The 23,936-nt window shown below is 55.0% G+C and carries 19 protein-coding genes; 6 read left to right on the top strand and 13 right to left on the bottom strand.

Going from position 1 to position 23,936, the window contains the following annotated elements; genetic code table 11:
• The first annotated feature begins 186 nt into the window (after positions 1–186).
• Positions 187–1,503, top strand: a complete 1,317-nt coding sequence (gene dnaA, locus PKY88_02905; protein HOQ04150.1) for a chromosomal replication initiator protein DnaA — start codon at positions 187–189, stop codon at positions 1,501–1,503.
• 62 nt (positions 1,504–1,565) lie between these two features.
• Here dnaA and PKY88_02900 read toward each other — a convergent pair whose 3' ends face one another.
• The 6 genes from PKY88_02900 to PKY88_02875 form a co-directional block, all read right to left on the bottom strand.
• Complete coding sequence (locus PKY88_02900; GenBank protein ID HOQ04149.1) at positions 1,566–2,954, bottom strand: Do family serine endopeptidase; 1,389 nt, start codon at positions 2,952–2,954, stop codon at positions 1,566–1,568.
• Positions 2,955–3,037: 83 nt separating this feature from the next.
• Complete coding sequence (locus tag PKY88_02895) at positions 3,038–3,547, bottom strand: Hsp20/alpha crystallin family protein (protein HOQ04148.1); 510 nt, start codon at positions 3,545–3,547, stop codon at positions 3,038–3,040.
• A 216-nt stretch (positions 3,548–3,763) separates the two neighbouring features.
• Positions 3,764–5,755 carry a hypothetical protein gene (locus PKY88_02890; protein HOQ04147.1) on the bottom strand — a complete coding sequence of 664 codons (1,992 nt, stop codon included), beginning with the start codon at positions 5,753–5,755 and terminating at the stop codon, positions 3,764–3,766.
• Positions 5,756–5,777: 22 nt separating this feature from the next.
• On the bottom strand, positions 5,778–7,715 hold the full coding sequence (gene ftsH / locus PKY88_02885) for an ATP-dependent zinc metalloprotease FtsH (GenBank protein HOQ04146.1): 1,938 nt from the start codon (positions 7,713–7,715) through the stop codon (positions 5,778–5,780).
• A 71-nt stretch (positions 7,716–7,786) separates the two neighbouring features.
• Complete coding sequence (gene lptE / locus PKY88_02880; GenBank protein HOQ04145.1) at positions 7,787–8,299, bottom strand: LPS assembly lipoprotein LptE; 513 nt, start codon at positions 8,297–8,299, stop codon at positions 7,787–7,789.
• Positions 8,300–8,302: 3 nt separating this feature from the next.
• The gene (locus tag PKY88_02875) at positions 8,303–9,400 is read right to left on the bottom strand and encodes a hypothetical protein (GenBank protein HOQ04144.1); all 1,098 of its coding nucleotides are present in this window, start codon (positions 9,398–9,400) and stop codon (positions 8,303–8,305) included.
• Positions 9,401–9,880: 480 nt separating this feature from the next.
• On the opposite strand from PKY88_02875, the gene ilvB reads away from it, so the two are divergent.
• The 5 genes from ilvB to PKY88_02850 all read left to right on the top strand — a co-directional run bounded on the left by ilvB (position 9,881) and on the right by PKY88_02850 (position 15,568).
• A complete protein-coding gene (gene ilvB, locus PKY88_02870) occupies positions 9,881–11,596 on the top strand; it encodes a biosynthetic-type acetolactate synthase large subunit (protein HOQ04143.1) in 1,716 nt (571 codons plus the stop codon).
• 36 nt (positions 11,597–11,632) lie between these two features.
• Positions 11,633–12,145 carry an acetolactate synthase small subunit gene (gene ilvN, locus PKY88_02865; protein HOQ04142.1) on the top strand — a complete coding sequence of 171 codons (513 nt, stop codon included), beginning with the start codon at positions 11,633–11,635 and terminating at the stop codon, positions 12,143–12,145.
• Positions 12,146–12,283: 138 nt separating this feature from the next.
• On the top strand, positions 12,284–13,285 hold the full coding sequence (ilvC, locus tag PKY88_02860; protein ID HOQ04141.1) for a ketol-acid reductoisomerase: 1,002 nt from the start codon (positions 12,284–12,286) through the stop codon (positions 13,283–13,285).
• 23 nt (positions 13,286–13,308) lie between these two features.
• Complete coding sequence (locus PKY88_02855; protein ID HOQ04140.1) at positions 13,309–14,046, top strand: hypothetical protein; 738 nt, start codon at positions 13,309–13,311, stop codon at positions 14,044–14,046.
• A gap of 352 nt (positions 14,047–14,398) precedes the next feature.
• Positions 14,399–15,568 (top strand): 8-amino-7-oxononanoate synthase, encoded by a 1,170-nt coding sequence (locus PKY88_02850; GenBank protein HOQ04139.1) that lies wholly within the window; start codon positions 14,399–14,401, stop codon positions 15,566–15,568.
• A 7-nt stretch (positions 15,569–15,575) separates the two neighbouring features.
• Here the strand turns inward: PKY88_02850 and PKY88_02845 are convergent, their stop codons facing one another.
• Genes PKY88_02845 through purL form a run of 7 tightly spaced genes read right to left on the bottom strand, consistent with a single transcriptional unit; the run spans position 15,576 to position 23,917 of the window.
• The gene (locus tag PKY88_02845; GenBank protein HOQ04138.1) at positions 15,576–16,613 is read right to left on the bottom strand and encodes a prolipoprotein diacylglyceryl transferase; all 1,038 of its coding nucleotides are present in this window, start codon (positions 16,611–16,613) and stop codon (positions 15,576–15,578) included.
• A gap of 5 nt (positions 16,614–16,618) precedes the next feature.
• Entirely contained in the window at positions 16,619–16,975 is a 357-nt protein-coding gene (locus PKY88_02840) for an aspartate 1-decarboxylase (protein HOQ04137.1), read from the bottom strand.
• A gap of 38 nt (positions 16,976–17,013) precedes the next feature.
• On the bottom strand, positions 17,014–17,871 hold the full coding sequence (gene panC, locus PKY88_02835) for a pantoate--beta-alanine ligase (GenBank protein ID HOQ04136.1): 858 nt from the start codon (positions 17,869–17,871) through the stop codon (positions 17,014–17,016).
• Positions 17,859–18,959 carry a 2-amino-4-hydroxy-6-hydroxymethyldihydropteridine diphosphokinase gene (gene folK / locus PKY88_02830; protein HOQ04135.1) on the bottom strand — a complete coding sequence of 367 codons (1,101 nt, stop codon included), beginning with the start codon at positions 18,957–18,959 and terminating at the stop codon, positions 17,859–17,861. Before folK ends, panC begins: the two co-directional genes overlap by 13 nt.
• On the bottom strand, positions 18,956–20,188 hold the full coding sequence (locus tag PKY88_02825) for an LL-diaminopimelate aminotransferase (GenBank protein ID HOQ04134.1): 1,233 nt from the start codon (positions 20,186–20,188) through the stop codon (positions 18,956–18,958). Before PKY88_02825 ends, folK begins: the two co-directional genes overlap by 4 nt.
• Positions 20,189–20,207: 19 nt before the next feature.
• Positions 20,208–20,996, bottom strand: a complete 789-nt coding sequence (gene purQ / locus PKY88_02820) for a phosphoribosylformylglycinamidine synthase I (GenBank protein ID HOQ04133.1) — start codon at positions 20,994–20,996, stop codon at positions 20,208–20,210.
• 26 nt (positions 20,997–21,022) lie between these two features.
• Entirely contained in the window at positions 21,023–23,917 is a 2,895-nt protein-coding gene (gene purL, locus PKY88_02815; protein ID HOQ04132.1) for a phosphoribosylformylglycinamidine synthase subunit PurL, read from the bottom strand.
• Positions 23,918–23,936: the final 19 nt, after the last annotated feature.

The raw sequence follows: 23,936 nt of genomic DNA, 5'->3' as shown, positions 1-23,936 counted from the left end.
GATGAAGCAATCAGTGTGCCAAAATCCTGAATCTTTTGCAAGCTCAATTCTGACGATTTTGCTCAGATGCGAATTGTTTCAGCGTTGACAGAACCGCCGGGAATCGATACAGTATCTTTTTCGGGAACAGCAAGGACAGGAGGGTTCTTACAAAAATCTTCTGCCCCGTACTCGCGGAAAGAAAAGGTGAAACAGCAGGAACCGGCATATATTTTGGAGCAGATTCTCGAGGAAGTCCGCTCGACGGACCCCGTCAACGTCCGCACCTGGTTCAGCGACCTGACTGCACTGTCCTTCAGCGGCGGCCATCTCGACATCGGCTGCCCGGATCAGACTAAAGTCGACTACCTGAATGACCATTGCCTGTCCGTTTTTACCAAAGCCGCACAGAAAATCACCGGCTTCCTTGTTTCCGTCAGTTTCCATTCTATTCACCCCGTTTCCGCGGACTCAAATGTCTTCACGGCCTCCCTGAACGGTTTGCGTCTGCATCCCGACTATACATTTGACAACTTCGTCGTCGGTCCCTGCAATCGTCTGGCTCACGCCAGCTGCATCGCCGTCAGCCAGAATCCCGGCACGGTTTACAACCCCCTCTTTCTATACGGCAGCGTGGGACTGGGCAAAACCCATCTCCTTCACGCCGTTTGTCATGCCTCCCGTGAAAACAACGGCAATCTGTCCATCCGCTTTCTCAGCTGTGAACAGTTTGTCAACGGCTTTATCAGCGCGATTGAACAGGGACGACTGGCCGACTTTCAAAATCAGCATCGCAGTGTCGATGTTCTGATTATTGACGATATCCAGTTTCTCCGGGAACGCGAACAGAGTCAGGAGGAGTTTTTCCATACATTTAACGCCCTCTACAACAACCGCCGGCAAATCATTCTGACCGCCGACTGCCCGCCCGCTCAACTGCCTTCTCTCGAAGAGCGTCTCATCAGCCGCTTTAAGTGGGGTCTGGTTGCACGGCTGGACCCGCCCAGTTATGAAACCCGCATCGCCATCGTCAAAAAGAAGGCCGGCCTTCGCGGCATTCACCTGCCCGAGGGCGTTGCAGAAATGATTGCGGAACACGTCCAGTCTAACATTCGTGAAATCGAAGGCGCCCTGACGGTTTTGTATGCCACCGCCAGAACCGTCGGCCAGCCCATTACTCCCGAACTGACCCGCCAGGCGCTCGGCATTCAGCAGACCGCCGCCCAGCGAACCATCACCATGGCCGACATCATCGAAGCCGTCAGCCGGGAATTCGATATCCGCATTACAGACCTCCAAAGCAAAAAACGAAGCCAAAGCATCACCCTGCCCCGGCAAATCTGTATGTATCTGGGCCGACAGCTTACCCGCCACAGTCTGGAGGAAATCGGCGGTCACCTCGGCGGACGAGACCACTCCACCGTCCTGCACGCCTGCACCAAAATCGAAGAAATCTTCAAAACCGATGAACAGATTCGCCTGCGAATTGAAAATCTCACACGTCAGTTAACCCAAAAACAATAAAAAAAGCAGGCATCGAGAGAATCCTCTCGATGCCTGCTGAATTCGCCGCACATCTTCCGCCGTTATTTTTTCAGCGGCAGCACCACATAATACGTCATTCGATCCGCCTTGACGGATAAAATAACCTTGTCCTTGCCTTCGGCCTTTCGAAGAGCTTCTTTGAACTCCTTGACCGAATTGACCCGTTCGCGGTTTACGCTCAGAATGACCATCCCGGACTGAAGCCCTACCCGTGCTGCATCGCTGTCTTCCTTCACATCCGTAATCACTACACCGACTCCGTCATCGCTGTTCTTGACCTGAATCCCCAGCTGCTCAATCATATCCTCCGCCACCGGACGGGCCCCGACCGTCAGAGTAATCTTCTTCTCACTTCCGTTCCGCAAAACCACAAAGGTCAGCTTCGTCCCCGGCGCCGAATATCCAACCACATTGCGGACATCCTGACTGTTGTGAATCTCCCGGTTGTCAATTGAAATGACAATATCATCCGCCTGCAGACCGGCTTCCTCCGCCGGCGAGTTCTCATACACCTGTGTAATAATCGCCCCCTTGCGAATCTTCAAATCCAGACCCTGTGCAATATCCTCCGTCAAATCCTGCAGCCCGATTCCTGCATAGCCGCGGACGAATTTGCCGGTCTTCATCATCTGTTCGGCCATTGACTTGGCCATATTAATCGGCACTGCCAGCCCGATTCCCATATAGCCGCGAACACCCGTATCGCCCGTTACAATGGCCGCATTAATCCCCACTACCTCCCCGTCAATATTCAAAAGCGGTCCGCCGGAATTGCCCGGGTTTATCGCTGCATCCGTTTGAATAAAATCCTCATAAACACCGGGGTCATCGCCTCGGATTCGCCGCCCCTTGGCGCTGACAACCCCAACCGTAACTGTTTCCGTCAGCCCGAACGGATTGCCGACCGCAATCACCCACTCGCCCACCTCAAGCAAATCGGAATTGCCCATTTTCACAGTCGGCAGCCCCTTCACATCCGGAATCTTCAGCAAAGCCAAATCGGCCTTCTCATCCGAACCGACAATCTCCACGTTTTCAAAACGACGGCCATCATGCAGCAGAATTGTAATCTTGCTTGCATCCGCCACAACATGATGATTGGTCAGGAGATACCCATCTTCGGAAATCAGAAAACCTGACCCCTGACCAATACGCTTTTCCTCCCGGGGCACAGGCATCCGGAATCTCGGTCCGAAAAATCTCTCAAAAAAATCGTCTTCAAACGGTGAGCGGTAGGAAATCCCCTGCACCGTATATTCCGACTGCACCGCAACTACCGCCGGCAGAACCTCTTTGACTGCTTCCGTAAAGGCTTTGGATGTTCGCTTAAGTTCCGCCGTCTCGTTTGAGCCCGCCAGCACCGGCAGACTCAGCATCCATACTCCTGCAAAAACCGTTAAGACCGCTCGACTCCGGATGTTTCGAAACATAGATCCCTTCCTTTCCATTCAAATGTCCAATCTTAAAAAAAGAAAAAAGAGGGCCTTCCGGGCCCTCTTTTGGAAAGCCGGAATTATCCGGCTTTGACCTCAATCTTCTTGGCGCGAGCCTTCTGGTTTTCGGTTTTGGGCAGGCGGATCTTCAAGACACCGTCTTTGTATGTGGCTTCCACCTTGTTTTCATCCACCTCCGCAGGCAACGCCACCGATCGGCTGAAGGCCCCGAAGCTGCGCTCGGAATGATAGTAGCCCTCTTTCTTCTCTTCAGACGACTGCTTCTTCTCCCCTTTCAGGGTCAGAACGCCGTCTGCCAGAGAAATCTCGATATCTTTCTGCTCAATCCCGGGCAGTTCGGCGGTGACCGTGATTTCCTTATCGGTTTCAGCCACATCCATTCGAGGATAGAATCCGCCGTCAAAACCCGTCCATCCTTTCCAGGGCTGCAGACCGAAATCACTGAAGAAATCATCAAAGAGTCGGCTCATCTGCCGCTGCAGCGCCACGAAAGGATTTTCAAGCTCGCTGCCTCGTACCGAAAGATTTCTGCGTCCTGTTCTCCAGGGTACCAATTCAATCAGTGCCATAGATCTCACCTCCCTTTCCTGAAAGTACGATTGACTTGTTTTTCTTGTTCAACCGTCACTTTTCTATAATACAAAATCCGTGCCAGAACAGACAAACGAGCACAAGTCCTTGTAATACAGAAAGATACAAAATTTTCAATCTCCGATGTCTTTTAGAAAAATCCTGCCAAAATGACAAGACAACCCGTCAGGTTTTTGAAAAGAAATGTTTCGGCCTTACCACGCAGTCCAGGGCCGCGCTTCCCAGTCCGCCGTCCATTTTTCGGACGGATTTTTCCAGACCCAACAGAGCGGCTCTGAACCCTTTTCCCACTCTGTCCCCTTTTGCATTCCAACCGAATAGCAAAACAAACCGGTTTCCTTGTGTCTGTACTCAAACAAAGGAACAAGGACACGACTTGATGCTTCCGTCCCCGCCGGCACGGCATAGAAAAGAGGTTTTTCCGTCCCGCCGCCCGATTCTTTGCTGAATCGGATTTGTCCGTCTTCCATCCTCGCCGCATAAATCGGAATCAGTCCTTCAAAAGCCCTGTCCGGACTGACGGTCCAAAATGCTATCCCTGCAACGTTTCCCTCCTTCTGTTCACTTCTGACCTGCGAACCAAACAAATACTCCGGCCTGCCGTCATTCCTGTGAATCTCATAAACCGGTTCCGGAAGCCGAAGGCGTTCATCCGACAAATCGAGCCGGTACATTATCTGATTGTAATCATACCGCGGCACAGCCGTCTCCGCCGAACCGGAGAAGGTAAAACTGTACGTCCCCTCAAAATAAATGATGCGTCCCTCCTCCTGGTCAAAATAGGGGTGATGCTTCGGATTGTAAAAGGAATACCGCTCGTGCGAAACAACCTTTTGAGCATATCCCCACGGCCCTGCGGGTGTGTCGGCCTCCGCATACCACACCTCCCCCAAATAGGAGGATTCCCCGCCCTGCTGAACCGCAATCAGAATCCATTTCCGCCGGTACGCATTCCAGGAAACTGAACCGTTATGAGGAACAACGGAAGCCCCGCTCCTGATATCATACAAAAGGGCACTGTTCTGTCTTTCTTTCTGCAGGGCCTTCTTCAGTTCATCTGCGGATTTCCATTGAGTCTGCAATTCCCTCAAAGAAATCCACCGATACCCCGCCCCGCCGCCGCTCGAACCTGTCGGAGAACCGCCCAACGCCGTGAAAATCTCATACCGTTCCGGACAAAGCATATCCTCCCAGGAGGCGGAAATCCGCAGTCGAACACTCAGGGGAAACGGCACAGCAAAATAAAAATAGCGTTTTTCACCGCAGACCGCCCCAAAGGGATGACCGACGCCGCCGAATGGAACCAAATTCTTCTCGCTTCGAAGCACCGGACGAAACTGACAGGCCGAATCGTCATATTCCAGAAGGCCGTACTCCAGGGGCTCTGCAAGTCCTTTGCGTCGCGAAAAGAAGGCCGTCATATGTTCCCTGTCTTCCGAATCCTTTACAGCACAAACCCCCTCAATCCAAACGACCCCCTCCTCCGGCAGCGGTACCATCTTTTTGCAAAAGCCCCTCTCGTCCGTAAAATAGTGCAGGTCCACTCCAACAGCCGGGTCCACTCCGCCCTGCCTCGGCAGCACAGATACTGCCCCGGAGGTCGCAAAGTTCCCCAGCGGATAAAACGGACAATTCGTATCTCCCCAAAACCAGTACAGTCTGTCTTTGTACCAGCAGGTCTGAACGGAATCCTGCCCCATCACCTGTCCGTTTAAATCGGGATTTTTCAGCGGTACCGGAAGCCCTGCCAGCAGACTGTCCCGATAGATGCCCTGGCCCGTAATGCGATATAGCCGTTCGGCAACATTCACACGCCTAACCCGAACTTCAGCCGTTTTCCCCGCTTTCACCTGCAGCCGCACCCCCCGATTGCCGAAGCCGTCCGCCGGATATTCATACCCCGGACCCCGCACAAAAAAGTACACCTCCCGCTCCATCAGACCCGGCTCGAAAAAGGCAATGACTCCCTGACTGTCCGTCCAGAAGGAAATTCCGTTGGTGGTCTTCAGCTCCATCAGCGGTACCCCCCGCCCTGTCTGCTCATCGACAACTCGTATCACAAAAAAAGAACCGTTCCCCTTCGGTTGGTTCACAGACAAAGCTTCCCCGCCCCTCGAAAAAAAAGAAACAGAGACAAAAAGACCGCCGACAATCAGCCGCCGAATCCCCGCGAACCTGCCGGTCATATACCCGCCTTAAACCGCCCTGTTATTCTTTCCAATCTTCTTCCTTCGAAGACGGAGGAACTTTTTTCTGCTCCATACTCAGAAGATCCGAAACCGTCGGCTTCTCCAATTTGCCCCCGCTGATAATCAGTTTAACCTCCTCGGCATCCAGCGTTTCATACTTCAGCAGGGCCTCCGCCAGACGGTTCAGCGCATCCCGATGCTGCACAAGCAGTTCCTCTGCCTTCGCATAAGCCGCGTCCAGCAGCTTCTTGACCTCTCGGTCAATTAACTCCGCCGTCTTCTGGGAATATTCCGCTCCAATCGGCCCGTAGAAATACGAATCCGTCCCGTCCGCCCCGTAATAAACCGGCCCGACCTCTTCGCCCATCCCCCATTCCGTCACCATTTGACGAGCCAGCGCCGTCGCCTGCCGAATATCGGAATAAGCGCCGCTGTCTATGTCATTGAAAACCATCTTGACGGCGATCCGCCCGGCAAAGCAAATCTGCAGCTGCGCCAGACAGAATCGTTTCGAATAATACAGCCGGTCCTTTTCCGGCAGTGCAAACGTCGCCCCGCCCATCGGCCCCCGCGGAATGATGCTCACCTTGTGCAGCGGGTCGGCATCCGGCAGCAGCGACTGCACCAGGGCATGGCCGGCCTCATGATACGCCGTCAGCCGCTTGTCATACTCATCAATCACCCGGCTGCGTTTGGCACGGCCCCACCGCACCTTATCCCGCGCCTCCTCCAGATCACTCATCTCCACATAATCCTTGTTCTGCATGCTCGCGCTGATGGCCGCCTCATTAATCAGCGCTTCCAGTTCCGCTCCGCTGAACATCGGCGTCCCGCGGGCCAGCCGCTCAAAATCCACATCCGGGCCGCATTTGACCCGCCGAGCGTGAATCTGGAGAATCTTCATCCGCCCCTTCAAATCCGGCAGCGGAACTACTACCTGCCGGTCGAACCGCCCCGGACGCGTCAGCGCATGGTCCAGAATATCCGCACGGTTCGTCGCTGCTATCACAATCACCTGGTCATTCGTGTCAAAACCGTCCATTTCCACCAGGATTGCATTGAGCGTCTGTTCCCGCTCATCATGGCCCCCGCTGACAAATCCCGGCCCTCGCTTGCGGCCGATGGCGTCAATCTCATCCAGAAAAATAATGCACGGGGAGTTTTCCTTCGCCTGCCGGAACAAATCCCGCACGCGGCTGGCCCCGACCCCGACAAACATCTCCACAAAATCGCTGCCGGCAATGCTGAAAAACGGAACATCCGCCTCGCCGGCAATCGCCTTAGCCAGAAGCGTCTTGCCGCAGCCGGGCGGGCCGACCAGAAGAACTCCGCGGGGAATACGGCCCCCGATTTTCTGAAATTTCTTCGGATTCTTCAAAAACTCAATAATTTCCGCCACTTCCTCCTTAGCTTCCTCAATCCCTGCCACGTCATCAAAAGTCTTCTTGGTATTCTTGCCCTGGACCCGGTGCTTGCTGCGGCCGAAATTCATCAGCATCCCGCCGCCGGTACGGATGTTTCGGATAAAGAAAAAGTAAATCAGCGCAATCAGCAGCACAAACGGAAGCAGATTCCAAAGCAGAGGGGCCCACATATCGGGCTTTTGAATCTTCACTTCAACCCGCTGGGAAACCAGCAGCGGAAGCAGAGTTTCATCCTTCAGCACCTCGGACACAGATACCTCAAACCGTGCGGGCCTGCCGTCTGAAATGAATTTCGGGTCAAATTCTCCGAGAATTTTGCCCTTGCCCTCGTGAATCACGACGGACTTAACATGTCCGGCTCGAACGTGGTCCAGAAATTCCGGCGAATAGGTCAATTCCTGCACACGCTGCATCCGCATCAGTGTCGAAATCATCAGCATCAGCACAAGCCCAATCAAAAGCCAGCTTAAAGGACCCCGCTGATAATTCGGAAGCGGAACTTTCGGTCCGCGCTTGGATTCTTTTTCTGTCATAGATATTTGTCTTTTCCTTGCCGGTTCTGAACTGCAATCATTCTTGAAAGGGTCTTTTTCGTTTCCGCCGTTTACCAGCCCGATTCCATCCGCTCTACGAGACGCTGTGCCGCCTTGTTCACAGCACGGGCGGCCGAATATTCAAAATCCTGATTCAGAAAAGCCGAATAGGGCTCCGAAGCCGCCACCGTCTCCTGATTAATCAGAACCTCCCCTGTCCGCAGATTTTTCCACGTAAACGTCACATGCACCAGGGCCTCCTGCTCCAGGGGCCTGCCGGTATGACGGTCCACCGTCAAAACCCCCTGTCCGGTTCGGATCGTTCCGCTCAGAATCGAATCCGCCGCCTTCCGGTCTGATACAATCTTGTAAGGCGTCTGGGCCTCAATCTGCTTGCACACTGCATCCGTCAGCAGATACTCATACCCGCGGCGGAAATCCGACGTATCAAACATCTCCACATAAACCGTCCGTATCTGCTCCGGATACGGCCAGCGGTTGGTATATCCGGAACATCCGAACGTCATCAGAAGTCCGCACACCGCCGCGGCAAACAGAATCCATCTTTGCCGTCCCTTATCCATACGTTAGACTCCCTCCGCAGGATTCAGCTGTTTCCGTTCTTTTCCCGTCGGCAAATCCAGCACATATCCCAAACCAAACCAGTGGTCCAGAAAACTCGCCCCCGCTTCGATGCACTTCCGCCGGAAACTCTTGGCCGGCAGCAGACTCCGCCCCGCTTCCAGGGCCGACGTATGCTCTTTCGCCATCTGGGCCGCCCGGGTCCCAGGAAACTGCTCCATCGCCGTTCGATAATACATCAGAGCCGCCCCTGTCTGTTCCGTTCGTTCATAATAAAGCCCCACAAAAAAAATCTTGTAGGCCTGCTGTTCCGCAATCATCTCCAGCGTCTGTTCAATCCCCAGTTCCGATGCACTGGCTTCATACCGCTTTCGATAGTCCTCAAAATAACTCGAGGCCCCCCGCAGCACCGTTGCATCATAATGCGGACTTCGATACGAAGCATGAAGCGTCTGAGCCATTCGCAGCAAAGCAATTCGTCCGCTCTCTCCCGTCGGCCAGCGGTCGGCAATCTCCGACCATGTCTGATATGCATCCAGATACTGCTCCCGACGTTCCTGGTTTTCCGCAATCGTAATCAGCGACCGATACGCCAGCGGTGCCCGCCCCCAGCGGTCAGCCAGGTCCCGCAGGATTTTTTCTCCCTCTTCGTAAGCCGGCAGCCGGAAAATCTTCAAAAACGGCCTCTTTTGCCCCCCCATATAAGCCGCTCCAATCGAATACAGCCGTTCGGCCGCCGCCATCAGCAGGGGGCTGTCCGGATAATCCGTCAGACATTTCTTATACTGCTTGGCCGCTTTCGACCAGTTATTTCGAATATACTGCTTCTCCCCCTGGATATAAAGGGCCAAATCAGGCCCGGAAAACTGTGGAAAATCCGTCTGCAAATGGTCAAGGGCCCGCTCCGCTGCCCCGCTGTCACCCTGTTCAATCTGCTGCTTGATTTCCGAAAGTTTCAGCAGAAATTGCCCCTCCGGACTTGCGGAAACCTCCTGCCAGCCCGACTCAGGCGACAATCGCCAAGTCTGCTCACACATTCCCGGCACGGAAAAGCCCCAAGCCGCACAGAGTCCAAAAACTGCTAACCTGTTAAAATTAAACATCTTACAATCCTTCCCACCGCAGGATATCTTCCGTGACCCATTCTTATACTCGACATTATATCGCCAAAATCGCCGCTTGCAATCGAACTTTACACAGGTTTTCACCGAAAAACAAAAAAGGAATTGATTTTCCGAAAAAAACCGATATACTGTGTAGTGGTTCTTTCGTAATCAGGCGAAGAATCGTCCTGAAACACAACAAAGCGTTGTGATGACGATTTTGCGGCGGGCTCAAAAAACCCGTTCGTTTCTGCCGGACAGACTCGGGGTTTGCCGGTGGAGACCGACGGCCGATGCCTTCAATGCCGCAGAATTCGGTATAACAGTATGTTTATCAGGAGAAACATTATGAAAAGACATGCCTTTTGCGGCGTACAGCCGACTCCCCCGTGTTTCGAACCGACTTCCGAAAAATACCGCTCTTCTGCGCAAACTTAGGCATCCGGACGCAGAAAAATACTTTCTGTATAGGAGTTTCCAATGAAAGACAATACGAGCGAAAAAACAGCCGTTCAAACCAAACCCGGCAGCCAGATTATTGTCGATACCCTCCTCGAGCACGGGGTCGATGTGCTCTTCGGATACCTCGGCGGCGTCGTACTGCCGCTGTTTGACAAACTCTATGATTCCCCCATTCGCGTCGTCATTCCCCGACATGAGCAAGGCGGCTGCCACATGGCTGATGCCTATGCCCGTTCTACAGGAAAGGTGGGTGTCGTTGTCGCCACATCCGGTCCGGGTGCCACCAATCTGACCACCGGCCTGGCTACCGCGATGATGGACTCCGTCCCTCTCGTCGCCTTAACCGGACAGGTCCGCACGGAACTGATCGGCAACGACGCCTTCCAGGAAGCCGATACAACCGGCATTACGCGGCCGATCACCAAACACAATGTGATTGTCAAAAACCCCAATGAACTGGCCCAAACCATCCGCGAGGCCTTCTTTATTGCTTCCACCGGCAGACCGGGGCCGGTCCTGATTGACATTCCCGTGGATATGCAAATCGCTCAGGTGCCGGCCACACCCCCGCAGCCGCTTGATTTGCCGGGCTATCGCATTCGCGAACGGGGACACGCCCGCCAAATTACAGCCGCCGCAGAGGCCGTCAACAGCTCTCAAAGACCCGTCCTCTACGTCGGCGGAGGCGTCATCAGCGGCAATGCCTCCGAACCCCTGCGGAAACTGGCTAAAAAAGCCAACATCCCTGTTACAATGACCCTGATGGGACTGGGGGCCTTCGACCAAAATGACCCTCTGTCTCTCGACATGCTCGGCATGCACGGAGCCGCCTATGCCAACTTCGCGGTGCAGAACTGTGACCTGCTTATCTGTGTGGGAGCTCGTTTCGATGACCGTGTCACCGGAAAACTCAAGGCCTTTGCCCCGAACGCCCGCGTCATCCATATTGACCTAGACCCGTCCAGCATCTCCAAAAACGTCCCGGCGGATATTCCGGTCGTCGGAAGCGCCCGACACGTTTTGACGGAAATGCTCGAGCTGGTCGAATACAAAGAGCGAAAAGAATGGTTCGACCAAATCGCCGAATGGAAAAAACGCCATCCGCTCCGCTACAATCGGAACGCCAAAACCATCAAACCCCAGTATGTCATCGAAGAACTCTGGAGACAGACTCAGGGCCAGGCGATTATCACCACCGGTGTCGGCCAGCATCAGATGTGGACAGCCCAATTCTATCGTTTCAACCGGCCGCGTCAGTTCATCACCTCCGGCGGACTGGGCACGATGGGCTTCGGTCTGCCGGCCGCCATCGGCGCCAAGATTGCCAACCCCGATGCCCTTGTCATCGACATCGACGGCGACAGCAGCTTCAATATGACCCTGACCGAACTGTCCACCGCCGTTATGTATGAACTGCCTGTCAAAGTCTGCCTGATCAACAACGGCTATATGGGGATGGTCCGCCAGTGGCAGGAACTCTTTTACGGCAAACGCTACTCCTGCAGCTCCCTCAAAAGCCCTGATTTCGCCCGGCTCGCCGAGGCCTTCGGGGCCGTCGGACTCCGCGCCGAGAAAAAAGAGGAAGTCCCAGCCGTTATCAAAGCCATGCTCGCAGAAAAAAGACCCTGTGTGGCCGATTTTCATGTAGACCCGGAGGAAAACGTCTGGCCCATGGTCCCGGCCGGAAAATCACTCCACGAAATGGACGGTCTGGATATCTTCGAAATGGCCTGAAAACCGAAACCATCTTTTCACAGGAAAGGATGAACAATGAAACATATTCTCAGCGCTTTAGTTCAGAATAAACCCGGTGTTCTGGCCCACGTGGCTGGAATGTTCGCCGCACGGGCTTTTAATATTGACTCCCTTGCTGTCGGCCGAACCGACGACCCCTCCCTGTCGCGCATGACTATCGTCGTCATCGGCGATGACCGCGTCGTCGAACAAGTCCGCAAACAGCTGGCCAAAATCGTCACCGTCGTCAAAGTTCAGGACTTTGCCGGCATGGATGTCGTTGCCAGGGACCTGATGCTCATCAGCGTCGCCTGTCCGCCTGAAAAACGCCCGGAAATCCTTGCTCTGGTCGAGATGTTTCAGGGAAAAGTTGTGGACATCGGCTCCAAATTCGTGATGGTTGAAGTCGCCGGTCCTGAAAGCAAAATCGAGGCCTTTATCGAGGCCTGCCGACCCTACGGCATCAAAAACCTCGTCCGCACCGGCACCGTGGCCATGGCACGTCAGAGCCGAGTCGTCCAGGCGGAAAACTCCGACGACGGCAAATAAACAGCTCGAATCTTCAAAAAAGCGGTCGGTAAAACTGCACGGACAGCAAAGAAAAAAGTTGAAAACAATCCGGTTCCTGCTTATCCTGAAAAAACCAAAAAATATACAACAAAAGTCTTCAATAGGAGATAAAACACAATGGCAAAAATTTATTATGAACAGGACGCCCCGATTGACGCCCTCAAAGGCAAAAAAGTCGCCGTCATCGGATACGGCAGCCAGGGCCACGCCCACAGCCAAAACCTCCGCGACAGCGGTATCGAAGTCGCCGTCGCAGAACTCAAAGGAACCGACAACTACAAACTCGCTTTGGAACACGGGTTTAAACCCGGGCCGATTGCAGACGCCGTCAAGGGGGCTGCTCTGATTATTGTCACACTCCCCGACGAAGTGCAGTCCAAGGTTTATCAGACGGAGATTGCTCCCAACCTCAAAGCGGGCCAAACACTCGGCTTCTGCCACGGGTTCAACATCCATTTCGGCTACATCAAACCGCCGGCCGACATCAACGTCGTCATGATCGCCCCCAAAGGCCCCGGGCACCTCGTCCGCAGTGAATTTGAAAAAGGCGGCGGTGTTCCCTGCCTCGTGGCCGTCCAGCAGGATGCCACCGGAACCGCCCTCCAGATTGCCCTGGCATGGGGCAACGGCATCGGAGGCGCACGGGCCGGAATCCTCCGAACCACCTTCAAAGAAGAAACGGAAACCGACCTGTTCGGCGAACAGGTCGTCCTCTGCGGCGGCCTGACGGCCCTGATTAAAGCCGGATTTGAAACCCTCGTCGAAGCCGGCTATCAGCCCGAAATCGCCTATTTCGAATGCATGCACGAGGTCAAACTCATCGTGGACCTGATGTATCAGGGCGGCATGAGCTACATGCGCTACAGCATCTCCAACACCGCCGAATACGGCGACCTTACCCGCGGCCCGCGAATCATCACCGAACAAACCAGAGCCGAAATGAAGAAGATTCTCGGCGAAATTACCTCCGGTGCTTTTGCCAAAGAATGGGTCGCCGAATACCAGTCCGGCCTCAAAAAGTTCAACGAACTCTACCAGAAAGACTACAACTCCCAGCTTGAACAAGTCGGACGAAAACTGCGAAAAATGATGAAATGGATTCACGCCAAGGAAATCTAACTGTCAAACGAAAGGGGCACACTGTGAACCGAACGGGCCTTATCACATGGGCCGCACTGCCGGCCTTCCTGCTGCTGAGCGGCTGTGTTCAGACCTTCAACGAAGAAAAAGTCGTTTTTGAAAAATACGACGGTACCATTCTTCGGCAAAGCACCTCGGCACAGGTCCTTTCTTCCATTTGCGATCCCCTCTTCGAATACCTCAGCCAGAGCGAAAGCGTTGCGGCCTCCTGGAATGAACGGGACAAAGGCCGCACCCATTGGTTCAACATGGTCGCCTTTGACGAAGAGTCTCTGCTGGCCGTCCGCAAATACGGCTTTTCCTGCGTCGAACAGCGTCTGGGCCCTAACGCTCCCCCGCGGCCCAAGGTCCGGCTGGATGCGGAATTAGTCCTCGATGAGCAGGTCCTCAATGCGGCCTATCCCACTCAGAATGCCCGTTTTATCGCCGTCCTGAAGGAAGTACAGAAGCAGTTTAACAACGATGCCCTTCAGGTCACCGCCGACAGCGGGACACTGCAGAGTTCCGCCATGATGGTCAGTCAGCTCTTCCAGTCAGTTTTGATCAAACTCGAACAATCCCCGGCACTGGCCTCACACCTCAGCTGGCTGGAGGGTCTGGAGTTCGAACATCCGACGCTCGGCCCAAGCCGCATCCGAATGCTGATTCTTAACGACATCGTCAAAATCAAAATCAAAGCCTCCCCCGCCTGGTTCCGCAAAATACCCTTCGAAAAACACCCCGACGTAATGTATATGTAATCCCGGAATCCTCCTTGTTTTTTCCAAGCCGGCCCTCCGCCGGCTTTTTTGTCTATAGACAAACTCTGTTCCCCTGCCGGCCAAACCCGCCCGCCGGCCTATAAAACCACCTGCCGGAAAAACAGCTCGAGGCGATAAGCCCAAAGAAACGAATGCCTCCTCCCTCTTCACTGTTCCCTGTTGACTCGACTCGCCCGTCCTTTCTTCATTATCAAATCCGCGTAATCCGTGGTGAATGCCGAATGTCCACGACACCTCAAAAACCAAAAGCCGATACAAACTTGCCAAAACCGCAAAAGCACTGGAAAATGATGTCTTTTCCAACAAATTGCAGAGAAAAGGCGTAAGACGAATGCACGGATTTGAAGATTTCGAACAGGAGCTGGCGTCTCTTGAGGCGGCTAATCTGCGTCGTCGGCTGCGGACAATTGCCGAGGTTCACGGAACGACAGTCCGCACAGCCGACCAGCCGCAGCGGGAGAAGGTGCTGTTCTGCAGCAACAATTACCTGAATCTGGCGGAAGATGAGCGGCTCCGGAAAGCCGCTGTCGAAGCGATTCAAAAGTACGGCTGGGGAGCGGGAGCCTCCCGACTGATTTGCGGAACCCTCCGTCCCCACACGGAGCTGGAGGAGGCCTTCGCCGACTGGGCAGGCAAGGAGCGGGCGCTGTATTTTCCCTCCGGCTGGTCGGCCAATCAGACGATTTTGACGACCCTGCCGGCCAAGGGGGATTTGGTGCTGATGGACCACCGCTGCCATGCATCGATTGTGGATGCCGTGCGGACCAGCGGGGCTGATTTTCGGACATACCGGGATGAAAGCGACCAACGGCTTCAGCGGTTTTTGGCGGATGCAAAATACCGCCGCAAATACATCGTGACCGAAAGCATCTTCTCTATGGACGGCGACCCGGCCCGGCTGGACATCCTGGCAGAACTCAAGGAACGGTTCGGGGCGGTGCTGATTGTGGATGAGGCGCACGGATTGGGCTGCTTCGGTCCGAGCGGTGCCGGACTGGCCGAACAGCTGGGGATTTTGGACAACGTTGATATTCTGATTGCCCCACTTGGCAAGGCGGCCGGATGTGCAGGGGCCCTGGCGGCGGCACCGGCGGCGGTCATCGACCTGCTGATCAATCGCGGACGGCCTTTGATTTATACAACCGCTGCTCCGGCGGCCTGTGCGGCAGCGGCCCTCACAGCCATTCGAATTATTCAAAACGAGCCCCATCGCCGCAAACAACTGTCCGAAAACGCCGCTTACCTGCGCAATCAGCTGATGAAAATGGGCCTGAATATCGGGCAAACGGCCTCTCAAATTATCCCAATAATCTTGGGCGAAAGCGAAAAAGCCCTCCGGTGGGCCGGCCGGCTGGAGGCGGAAGGGTATTTCGTGACCGCCATTCGCCCCCCGACTGTCCCTAAGGGTGCAGCTCGGCTTCGTCTGAGCATACAATACGCCCATACACAAGAGCAGATGGACGGCCTCTGCCGCGTCCTCAGTCAATTAGCGGCCTACTAAAGAAAACCTATTTGGATTTGGAGGATTTTTTCTTTGGGGAAGCAGCGGGAGAAACAGCGGGCAGCGGAGACGGCTTCCAGAGCGAATATGCAATCACGCAAATCCCAAACAAAATCAGATAAATCGCCATATTCTGCGAGATGGTGCCGCCCCGATACAGAAGCCAGAAACCGCTGTATTCAAAGGGATTGTCATCCCGGAGGGTTTCAAGAAAGAAGCGGGTAATCCCGTAGAGAATAAGCATTGAACCAGCCGTCACACCGGGCCGCATCCGTCCGAACTTTTTCCAGAGCCCCAAAAGCACAGCCGCCAGCAGAAAACCGTTGGCACTCGAATACAGCTGCGTGGGATGAACCTTCAGACACCGATACGGACCTTCAGAGACCTGTTTCTGCTGTTCGGGGGTGAGCTCTTCAAAGGGTTTTAGATAGGCATTGTGCTTGTTGGGCTCATCGACCGGAAGCCATTTGCCATCGGGACCGGGGATGCCAAAAAAGTCGGCAGGCAGGTCCAGATAGGGCTTGTCCCGATGACGCTTCGGGTCCGGATGAATCTGACTCTGATAGACCAAAGAGCCGTAAGGGAAGCGGACACCCCAGGGCAGGTCAGTGCATTTGCCGAAGCAGCAGCCGCTGAAGAAGCAGCCGATGCGTCCGAAGCCGATGCCGACCATCAGTCCGATGGCCAGCACATCAAAATACAGACGAATGGAGCGTTTCTGCTTCTTCAGATACAGCCAGAGAACCAGCAGGGCCGTCAAAACTCCGCCGAGCAGTTCCACCCCGCCCTGCCAGACGGCAAAGACCTCCATCCAGCGGCCGACAAACAGATCCCTGTGATGAACGACAAAGAAGACACGAGCCCCGATGACGCCCGCAATGAGGGCATAAACGGCGGCATTGCCAAGGATATCAGGGTCTTCACCAAGCGTCTTGACAAGCCGGCGCATCAGCCACAGGGCCGCCAGAAAGCCCAGAACGACCATAACCCCCCAGCTTTTGACGGTTTGATGCAGAAACGGGATTTCAAACAGTTCCGGATGCATCCAGCTCAACCCAGAGGGGAAAACCTGTTGTGCTCATCGCAAAGGATAATGCGGGGCTTGTGAGTTTTGATTTCGTCCGGAGTAAAGTAGCCGAAATTCATCACAATGACAATGTCGCCGGGACTGAAGAAACGGGCGGCGGCTCCGAGCACAATCAGCGATTTGCTCCCGGCGGGTGCGGGAACCACATAGGTTTCAACACGGGCTCCGTTGGAAACATTGGCCAGCAGGACTTCTTCATACGGAAGAATCCCCGCCGCCTTCATCATGTCTTCATCAATGCCGACGCTGCCGGGATAGTCAATCTTTGTATCGGTTACCCGGGCGCGATGAATCTTGCCTTTTAATGCCTTGATAAGCATCCGCTTTGTTCCTTTCTCACAAAAAGGGATATTGTACCTCAAGCGGACGGCGCCTGCAAGTCTATCAAAAGATTGTCGATAAGCCGAGTCGTTCCGACCCGGGCGGCGGCGGCAGCCAGAACAGCACCTCGAATCTCCGTCAGCGGCCGGAGGGTCTGCGGGTCCACCAGTTCAAAATATTCAAGAAACACATCGGGCTGGTCAAAAAACGGCAGCACAGCCCGGCGGATTTCATCGGGATTGGCTTGTCCGGACTGGATAAGATCCCTGCATTTCTGAAGGGCCTGCGAGAGACAAAGGGCCTTTTTCCGCTCGTCTTTGGACAAATACTGGTTGCGGCTGCTGAGGGCCAGCCCGTCCTTGTCGCGGACGGTGGGACAGACCCGAACCTCAAGCGGAAAGTTGAGGTCCCGAACCATCGTTTGGATGACGACGGCCTGCTGGGCGTCCTTTTGACCGAAATAGGCAATATCGGGCTGGATGATATTGAAGAGTTTTGCACAAACAGTGGCCACGCCGCGAAAGTGTCCCGGACGACGGGCTCCGCAGAGACCTTCGGTTACCTTCTCGACGTTCACCCAGGCCAGCTGTTCCTGCGGATACATCTCTTCGACGGATGGAGCAAAAATCCAATGAGCGCCGAGTTTTTCACAATAACGGATATCCGCCTCGAGAGTCCGCGGATAACGGGCCAGGTCTTCATTCGGGCCGAACTGAGTGGGGTTGACAAAGATGCTCACGATGACTGTATCGCATTCAGAAACAGCTCGTTGAATCAGGGAGCCGTGACCTTCATGGAGGGCCCCCATCGTCGGAACCAGTCCAATCCATTTGGCGGCGAAACGTGCCGCCCGGACCTTTTGCCGCATTTCCGAAACGGTCGTTATGACTTCCATAGTTTTTCTCCTGCCAGATAATAGGAGATTTCCTTTGCGAGAGGAAGAATTTGTTCCGGATGAACACATTCGGCGGCATTCAGCCGAATCACGGGACAAGCCGTCCAGCGGGCGAGAATTTCTTCATAGCCGTTCCGCTGGGCCTCCAGAAAAGAGGCATCAATTCCCTGCTCATAGGGACGATTTCGGCGGCGAATGCGTTCCAGACAGTTCGAAACCGTATCTTCCAGAAAAATCACCAGAACAGGCGTATGGACTTGGTTGGCCACCGATTCATACACCTGCATGTATTGGCTCAATGCATCGGAATCGAGCCATTGCCGGGCGTAAATGAGGGCCTTAAAAAAAACGTAATCGCTGACGGCAGCGCCTTGTCGAAGTTTGCCGTCTTTGCGGAGCTGGGAGGCGCTGCTGCCCAGAAAAAAGAGCTCTGAGTCAAGCGCCAGATGAGACTGGCCGTAATAGACCTTTTCGAGAAAAGGATTTTTGTCGTATTCTTCTTTGAGCAGATGGGCAGAAAGAACGCCGGCCAGCCGCTCCGCCAGCGTGGACTTGCCGACACCGATGAGCCCCCCTATCGAAACCAGCTGAAGCCGCCCCGGGTCCAGAGCAAAATTGCCGCCGTTGAGCCGCTGAGCAAGAACACGAAGCGGACGGTGCAGGCGGGGGCATACAAGGTCAGAGTTCAGCTCGATAAGCCCTTTCAGGACAAAAGAACGAAGATGCATTTGGGAATGCGGCACAACCAGGTCGGGCTCCTCGAGAACGAGGGTGTCGTACAACAGCAGGTCCAAATCAAGGGTTCGAGGTTCCCAGCGTCTGTTTCGATGCCGGCCGAATTGGGTCTCTGTCTGCCTGAGCAGGTCGAACAGCTGCCGGCAGGAAAGGGTTGTGACAACTTCAGCCGCGGCGTTGAGATATTCGGCCTGTTCCGAATCACCCAGAGCGGGCCAGCGGCTCAGTGAACTGAGCCGCAGCGACAAAACCCCAGCCTGCTGCTGCAGATATTGTGCCGCCCGGCGAATAGTCTGTTCGCGATCGCCCAGATTGCTGCCCAGTCCGACATATGCTTTGACGGTGCCGCTCATATTTGCAGAGAGGCAAAACGGTCCATCGCCTCCTGAACTTTCTGGGGGTGATTGAAGGCACTCAGTCGGAAAAACCCTTCTCCGGCGGCCCCGAAGCCGGCTCCCGGTGTGCCTACAACGTGCAGTTTTTCCAAAAGCAGGTCAAAAAATTCCCATGAGCCCATCCCCTTCGGAGTCTTCAGCCAGACATAAGGAGCATTTTGACCGCCGTAAACGGAATAACCAAGCCGGCCAAGCGAGCGGCACATCAGGTCGGCATTTTTCATATAAATCGAGATGATTTGCCGGATTTGTCGGCGGCCTTCCGGAGAATAAACGGCCTCGGCGCCCCGCTGCGTGATATAACTGACGCCGTTGAATTTCGTGCAGTGACGGCGATTCCAGAGGGGTTTAAGGGCAACCGGCTTGCCGTCGGCTGTATAAGCCGTCAGCTCGTCCGGAACAACGGTAAATGCACAGCGGACACCGGTAAAACCGGCGGTTTTGGAGAAGCTGCGGGATTCGATGGCAACTTTACGGGCCCCCTCGATTTCATAAATTGAATGCGGAATCGATTCATCCTGAATGAACGCCTCGTACGCGGCGTCAAAGAGAATGACAGCCTTGTGCTCGAGGGCATAATCGACCCATTTTTTCAGCTGCTCCCGTGTGGCCACCGCCCCGGTAGGATTGTTCGGATAGCAAAGATAAATCAGGTCCACCGGTTCTTTAGGCAGGTCCGGAACAAAGTTGTTTTCCGGCGTGCAGGGCATGTAAACGATTCCGCTGTATCGTCCGGACGCATCAGCCGGTCCTGTTCGGCCGGCCATCACATTGGTATCCACATAAACAGGATATACAGGGTCAGTCACAGCTACTTTGATGTCAAGTCCGAAGATTTCCTGCAGATTTCCGGTGTCGCATTTGGCCCCATCGCTGATGAAAATTTCATCCGGTGAAACCTGAGCCCCTCTTGCCTGATAATCATTTTCTGCGATGGCCTTGCGCAGGAATTCATAGCCCTGTTCAGGGCCGTAGCCGCGGAAAGTCTCCGGGCGGGCCATCTCCCGAACGGCCTGTTCCATCGCCGAGCAGACGGCCGGCGGCAGCGGTTCGGTCACGTCGCCGATGCCGAGTTTGATAATCGATGCATTCGGATGCGTCTTGGCAAAAGCCGCCACACGCCGGGCAATTTCAGGAAACAGATAGCCCGCTTTGAGTTTGAGAAAGTGTTCATTGACTCGAATCATAGATGCCTCAAATCATTCTTCAAAAGTGCTCACGAATATACCGGACGGCGTTGGTAAAAATCATCATTCCGTCCGCAGGTTCCTGTTCGTTGATTTTCAATCGCGTCCAGTGCGGATGCTGCGTCCAGCGGACAAACCGCTCCGGATGGGGCATCAGGCCGAGGATGCGCCCGGTGGAATCCGTCAAAGCAGCAATGTCATCGACCGAGCCGTTCGGATTGACAGGGAACGGCCCCGGATTGCCGGCGGCATCCACATAGCGAAAGGCGGCATAGCCGCCCTGCCGGACCTGCTCAAGAGCCGCCGCGTCTTTGGCAGCCAGTTTGCCTTCGCCGTGAGCGACGGGCAGGTAGATTCGCCGGCCCGGGTCCAGAAAAACGCACCGGTCGGTGCCGGGCTGCAGATAAACCCAGCGGTCTTCAAACCGCCCGCTGTCGTTGTCCGTAAGAGTAAACGAGGTCTGCCCGCCGCCGTTGAAGCCCGGCAGAAGCCCGGTCTTAATCAGTACCTGAAAGCCGTTGCAGATTCCAAGGATCAGTTTGCCCTTTTCCAGAAAAGTTCTCATCGCATCCCGCAGATGATGAAGAATCTGGTTAGCCAAGATTTTGCCGGCGGCGACATCGTCCCCATAACTGAATCCGCCCGGCAGAACAAGAATCTGGAACTCATCCAGCAAAGCCGGCTTTTCCTTGAGCCGGTTGATATGAATCCGCTGAACGGCGGCGCCGGCCAGTTCCAGCGCATGCTGGGTTTCCAAATCACAATTGATTCCAGCGGCCCGAAGCACAACAGCGTGAACAGTCGTCATACTCTATGCAATCCTCACAAAAAATTTCACCCAAGGGAAAGGGGGGTTTTCCAGGCCGCTTTGAGCGCATCCAGGTCGGCATCAATCACAAGCCGCTGCTGGGCATCGCGAATCTGCAGCCGCGGCTGTTCCACCACCTCACCGATTTGCCCAAACGGCAGATTCAGCATCCGTTTGGCGAAGGCATGATAACAGGCGGGCGTCACTTCCACCAGATACCGCGAGTTGGATTCGCTGAAGAGCTGTTCGGCGGCCGTCCGGCAGTCCTGCGAAACCGGCAGTCCCCGCAAATCCGCCTGAATGCCCAACCCGCCGGCAAATGCCATCTCTGCCAGGGCCGCGGCCAGCCCGCCTTCCGAACAGTCATGGCAGCTGCGCACCAGACCGTCGGCAATCGCTTCGGAAAGCCGCTGAGCAATCTGCGGAGCCAGATTCAGGTCAACCGTCGGCACCCTGCCGCCGGTTTGACCATGCAGACGGCTCAGATGAGAACCGCCCATTTCTTTGCGGGTCAACCCCACAATAAAGAGAAAGTTGCCGGGCTCTTTCAGGTCCATCGTAACGCATTTGCGAATATCCTCCACAAGACCGACGGCGCTGATCAGCAGGGTTGGCGGAATGATAATCCGCGTGCCGTCCTCGCAGACAAACTCGTTGTTCAGCGAATCTTTGCCGGAAATAAAGGGGGCTCCGAAGGCCTTGGCCCCGTCATAGCAGGCCTGAGCGGCCCGCACCAGCGAGCCGAACGTCTGCGGGCGGGAACAGTCCCCCCAGCAGAAATTATCCAAAAGGGCGATTCGGTCAAATCGGGCGCCGACGCAAATCAGATTGCGGACGGCTTCATCGATGCCGGAAAGAGCCATCTGATACGGGTCCAAATCACCGTAGCACGGATTCATCCCGCAGGCAATCGCAATCCCGCGGTTGGAATGATATTTCGGACGAATCACCGCCGCATCCGACGGGCCGTCGTTAGCAGCTCCCATCAGCGGCTTTATCACGCTGCCGCCCTGCACTTCGTGGTCATACTGGCGGATAATCCATTCCTTGCTGGCAACATTATAAGAGGACAAAATCGCCAGCAGGTCTTCGGTGTAGGAGTCTTTGGACGGAAACTGAGGTTCCGGCAAACACGGCGTCCGCCAGACGGCCTTTCGACTGTATTTGCAGATGCCTTCGTGGAGAAAATCCATCTCCAGCTGGCCGACCTGAACACCGTTATACCGGAGCGTAAGTTTCTTATCATCGGTAAATCGGCCGATGACGGTGGCCTCAACATCTTCGGCGGCGAAGATTTGCAGAATCGCCTCCAGATTTTCGGGCTTGACGGCGATAACCATCCGCTCCTGGGCCTCGCTGATCCAGATTTCCGTATAACTCAGCCCCTGATATTTGAGAGGGACCTTTTCGAGGTCCACCTCCGCTCCCAGCTCGGCGCCCATTTCGCCGACGGCGCTGCTGAGCCCCCCTGCCCCGCAGTCCGTAATGGCTTCATACAAACCGGCATCCCGAGCCTGCAGGAGGGTGTCGAGCATCTTCTTTTCCGTGATGGCGTTTCCAATCTGCACGGCGTGTGAGAAGATTTCCTCATGCTGATGGGTCATTTCCCCGCTGGAGAAGGTAGCGCCGTGGATGCCGTCGCGTCCGGTGCGTCCGCCGACAACCACAATCAAATGGCCGGTCTGCGGATGTTTGAAGCACTTGTCGCGTGGAATCAGGCCGACATTGCCGCAGAAAACCAGCGGATTGGCAATGTATCGGTTGTCAAAATAAACCGCCCCATTGACCGTGGGGATCCCCATTCGGTTCCCGTAGTCGCGTACACCGGCCACCACCCCTTTCATAATACGCCGGGGATGCAGCACCCCCTTGGGAACCTGGTCATGGGGTGTATTCGGCAGGCCGAAGCAGAAAACATCCGTATTGGCGATGGGTTTGGCTCCAAGGCCGGTGCCCATTGGGTCCCGAATGACGCCGCCGATGCCGGTGGCCGCTCCGCCGTACGGGTCCAGAGCGGAGGGATGATTATGAGTTTCGACCTTAAAACAGACCGCCGTATCCTCATCAAATTCAATCACGCCGGCGTTGTCCGAAAAAACCGAAATGCACCAGGGTTTGCTTAATTCCTTCGTGGCCTTAAAAACCGTCTCTTTGAGGAGATTGCTGAAGTGAAACACCTGTCCGTCGCAGTCAAACTCCACACTGCTTTTGAGCGTTTTGTGAACGCAGTGCTCGCTCCACGTTTGCGCAAGCGTTTCCAGCTCGATATCCGTCGGCTCCCGTCCGATGCGCCGGTAGTAGTTTTGAATGGTCTGCATTTCGAGAAGATTGAGGAACAAATCGCGCTCGCGGCTGAGGCGAACAAGCCCCTCGTCATCCAGGTCGCGAATCGGCAGTTCAATCAGGCGGAGTTCGTAAGGACGCGTATGAGGACTGGGGGGTTCGGCATCGGAACCGATGACTACCTCCTCGATGCAGTCGTTGGCCAGAACGCGGCGGATAATCCGGTCGCGGTCTTTATCGGTCAGCGCTCCGAGCAGAATATACTTGCGGGCCGTTCGAACATGCTCGACCGTCTGGGCCCCCATATCCCGGAGGGCTAATAAGACAGACTCTGCCACCGGGTCGGTTACACCGCTTTTCAGATGCACTTCCAGAACACAGGCGGGCATCGGTCCGGCCGGCACGGTGCTTCGCCCGATTAAAAACTCCTGACAGACTGGGTCGCAAAGAAGTTCCTGACCGACCCGCTGGGCAAACACTTCATCAAAATCGGCTTCAATCAGATACACTTTGGCAAAAATAACTTCCTGAACGGACGAAACCCCGCATTCGCGGATATCCGCTAAGACGGCCTGTCCGTGCACATCACGAAAACCCGGTTTACTCGAAACTTCAAAACGCCACAGTTTGACAGTCATGACCTGCTTGCAACTCCGT

The organism is Anaerohalosphaeraceae bacterium, assembly GCA_035378985.1.
In the GTDB taxonomy this organism is placed as follows: domain Bacteria; phylum Planctomycetota; class Phycisphaerae; order Sedimentisphaerales; family Anaerohalosphaeraceae; genus JAHDQI01.
This window is presented reverse-complemented; position numbering and strand designations above follow the sequence as displayed.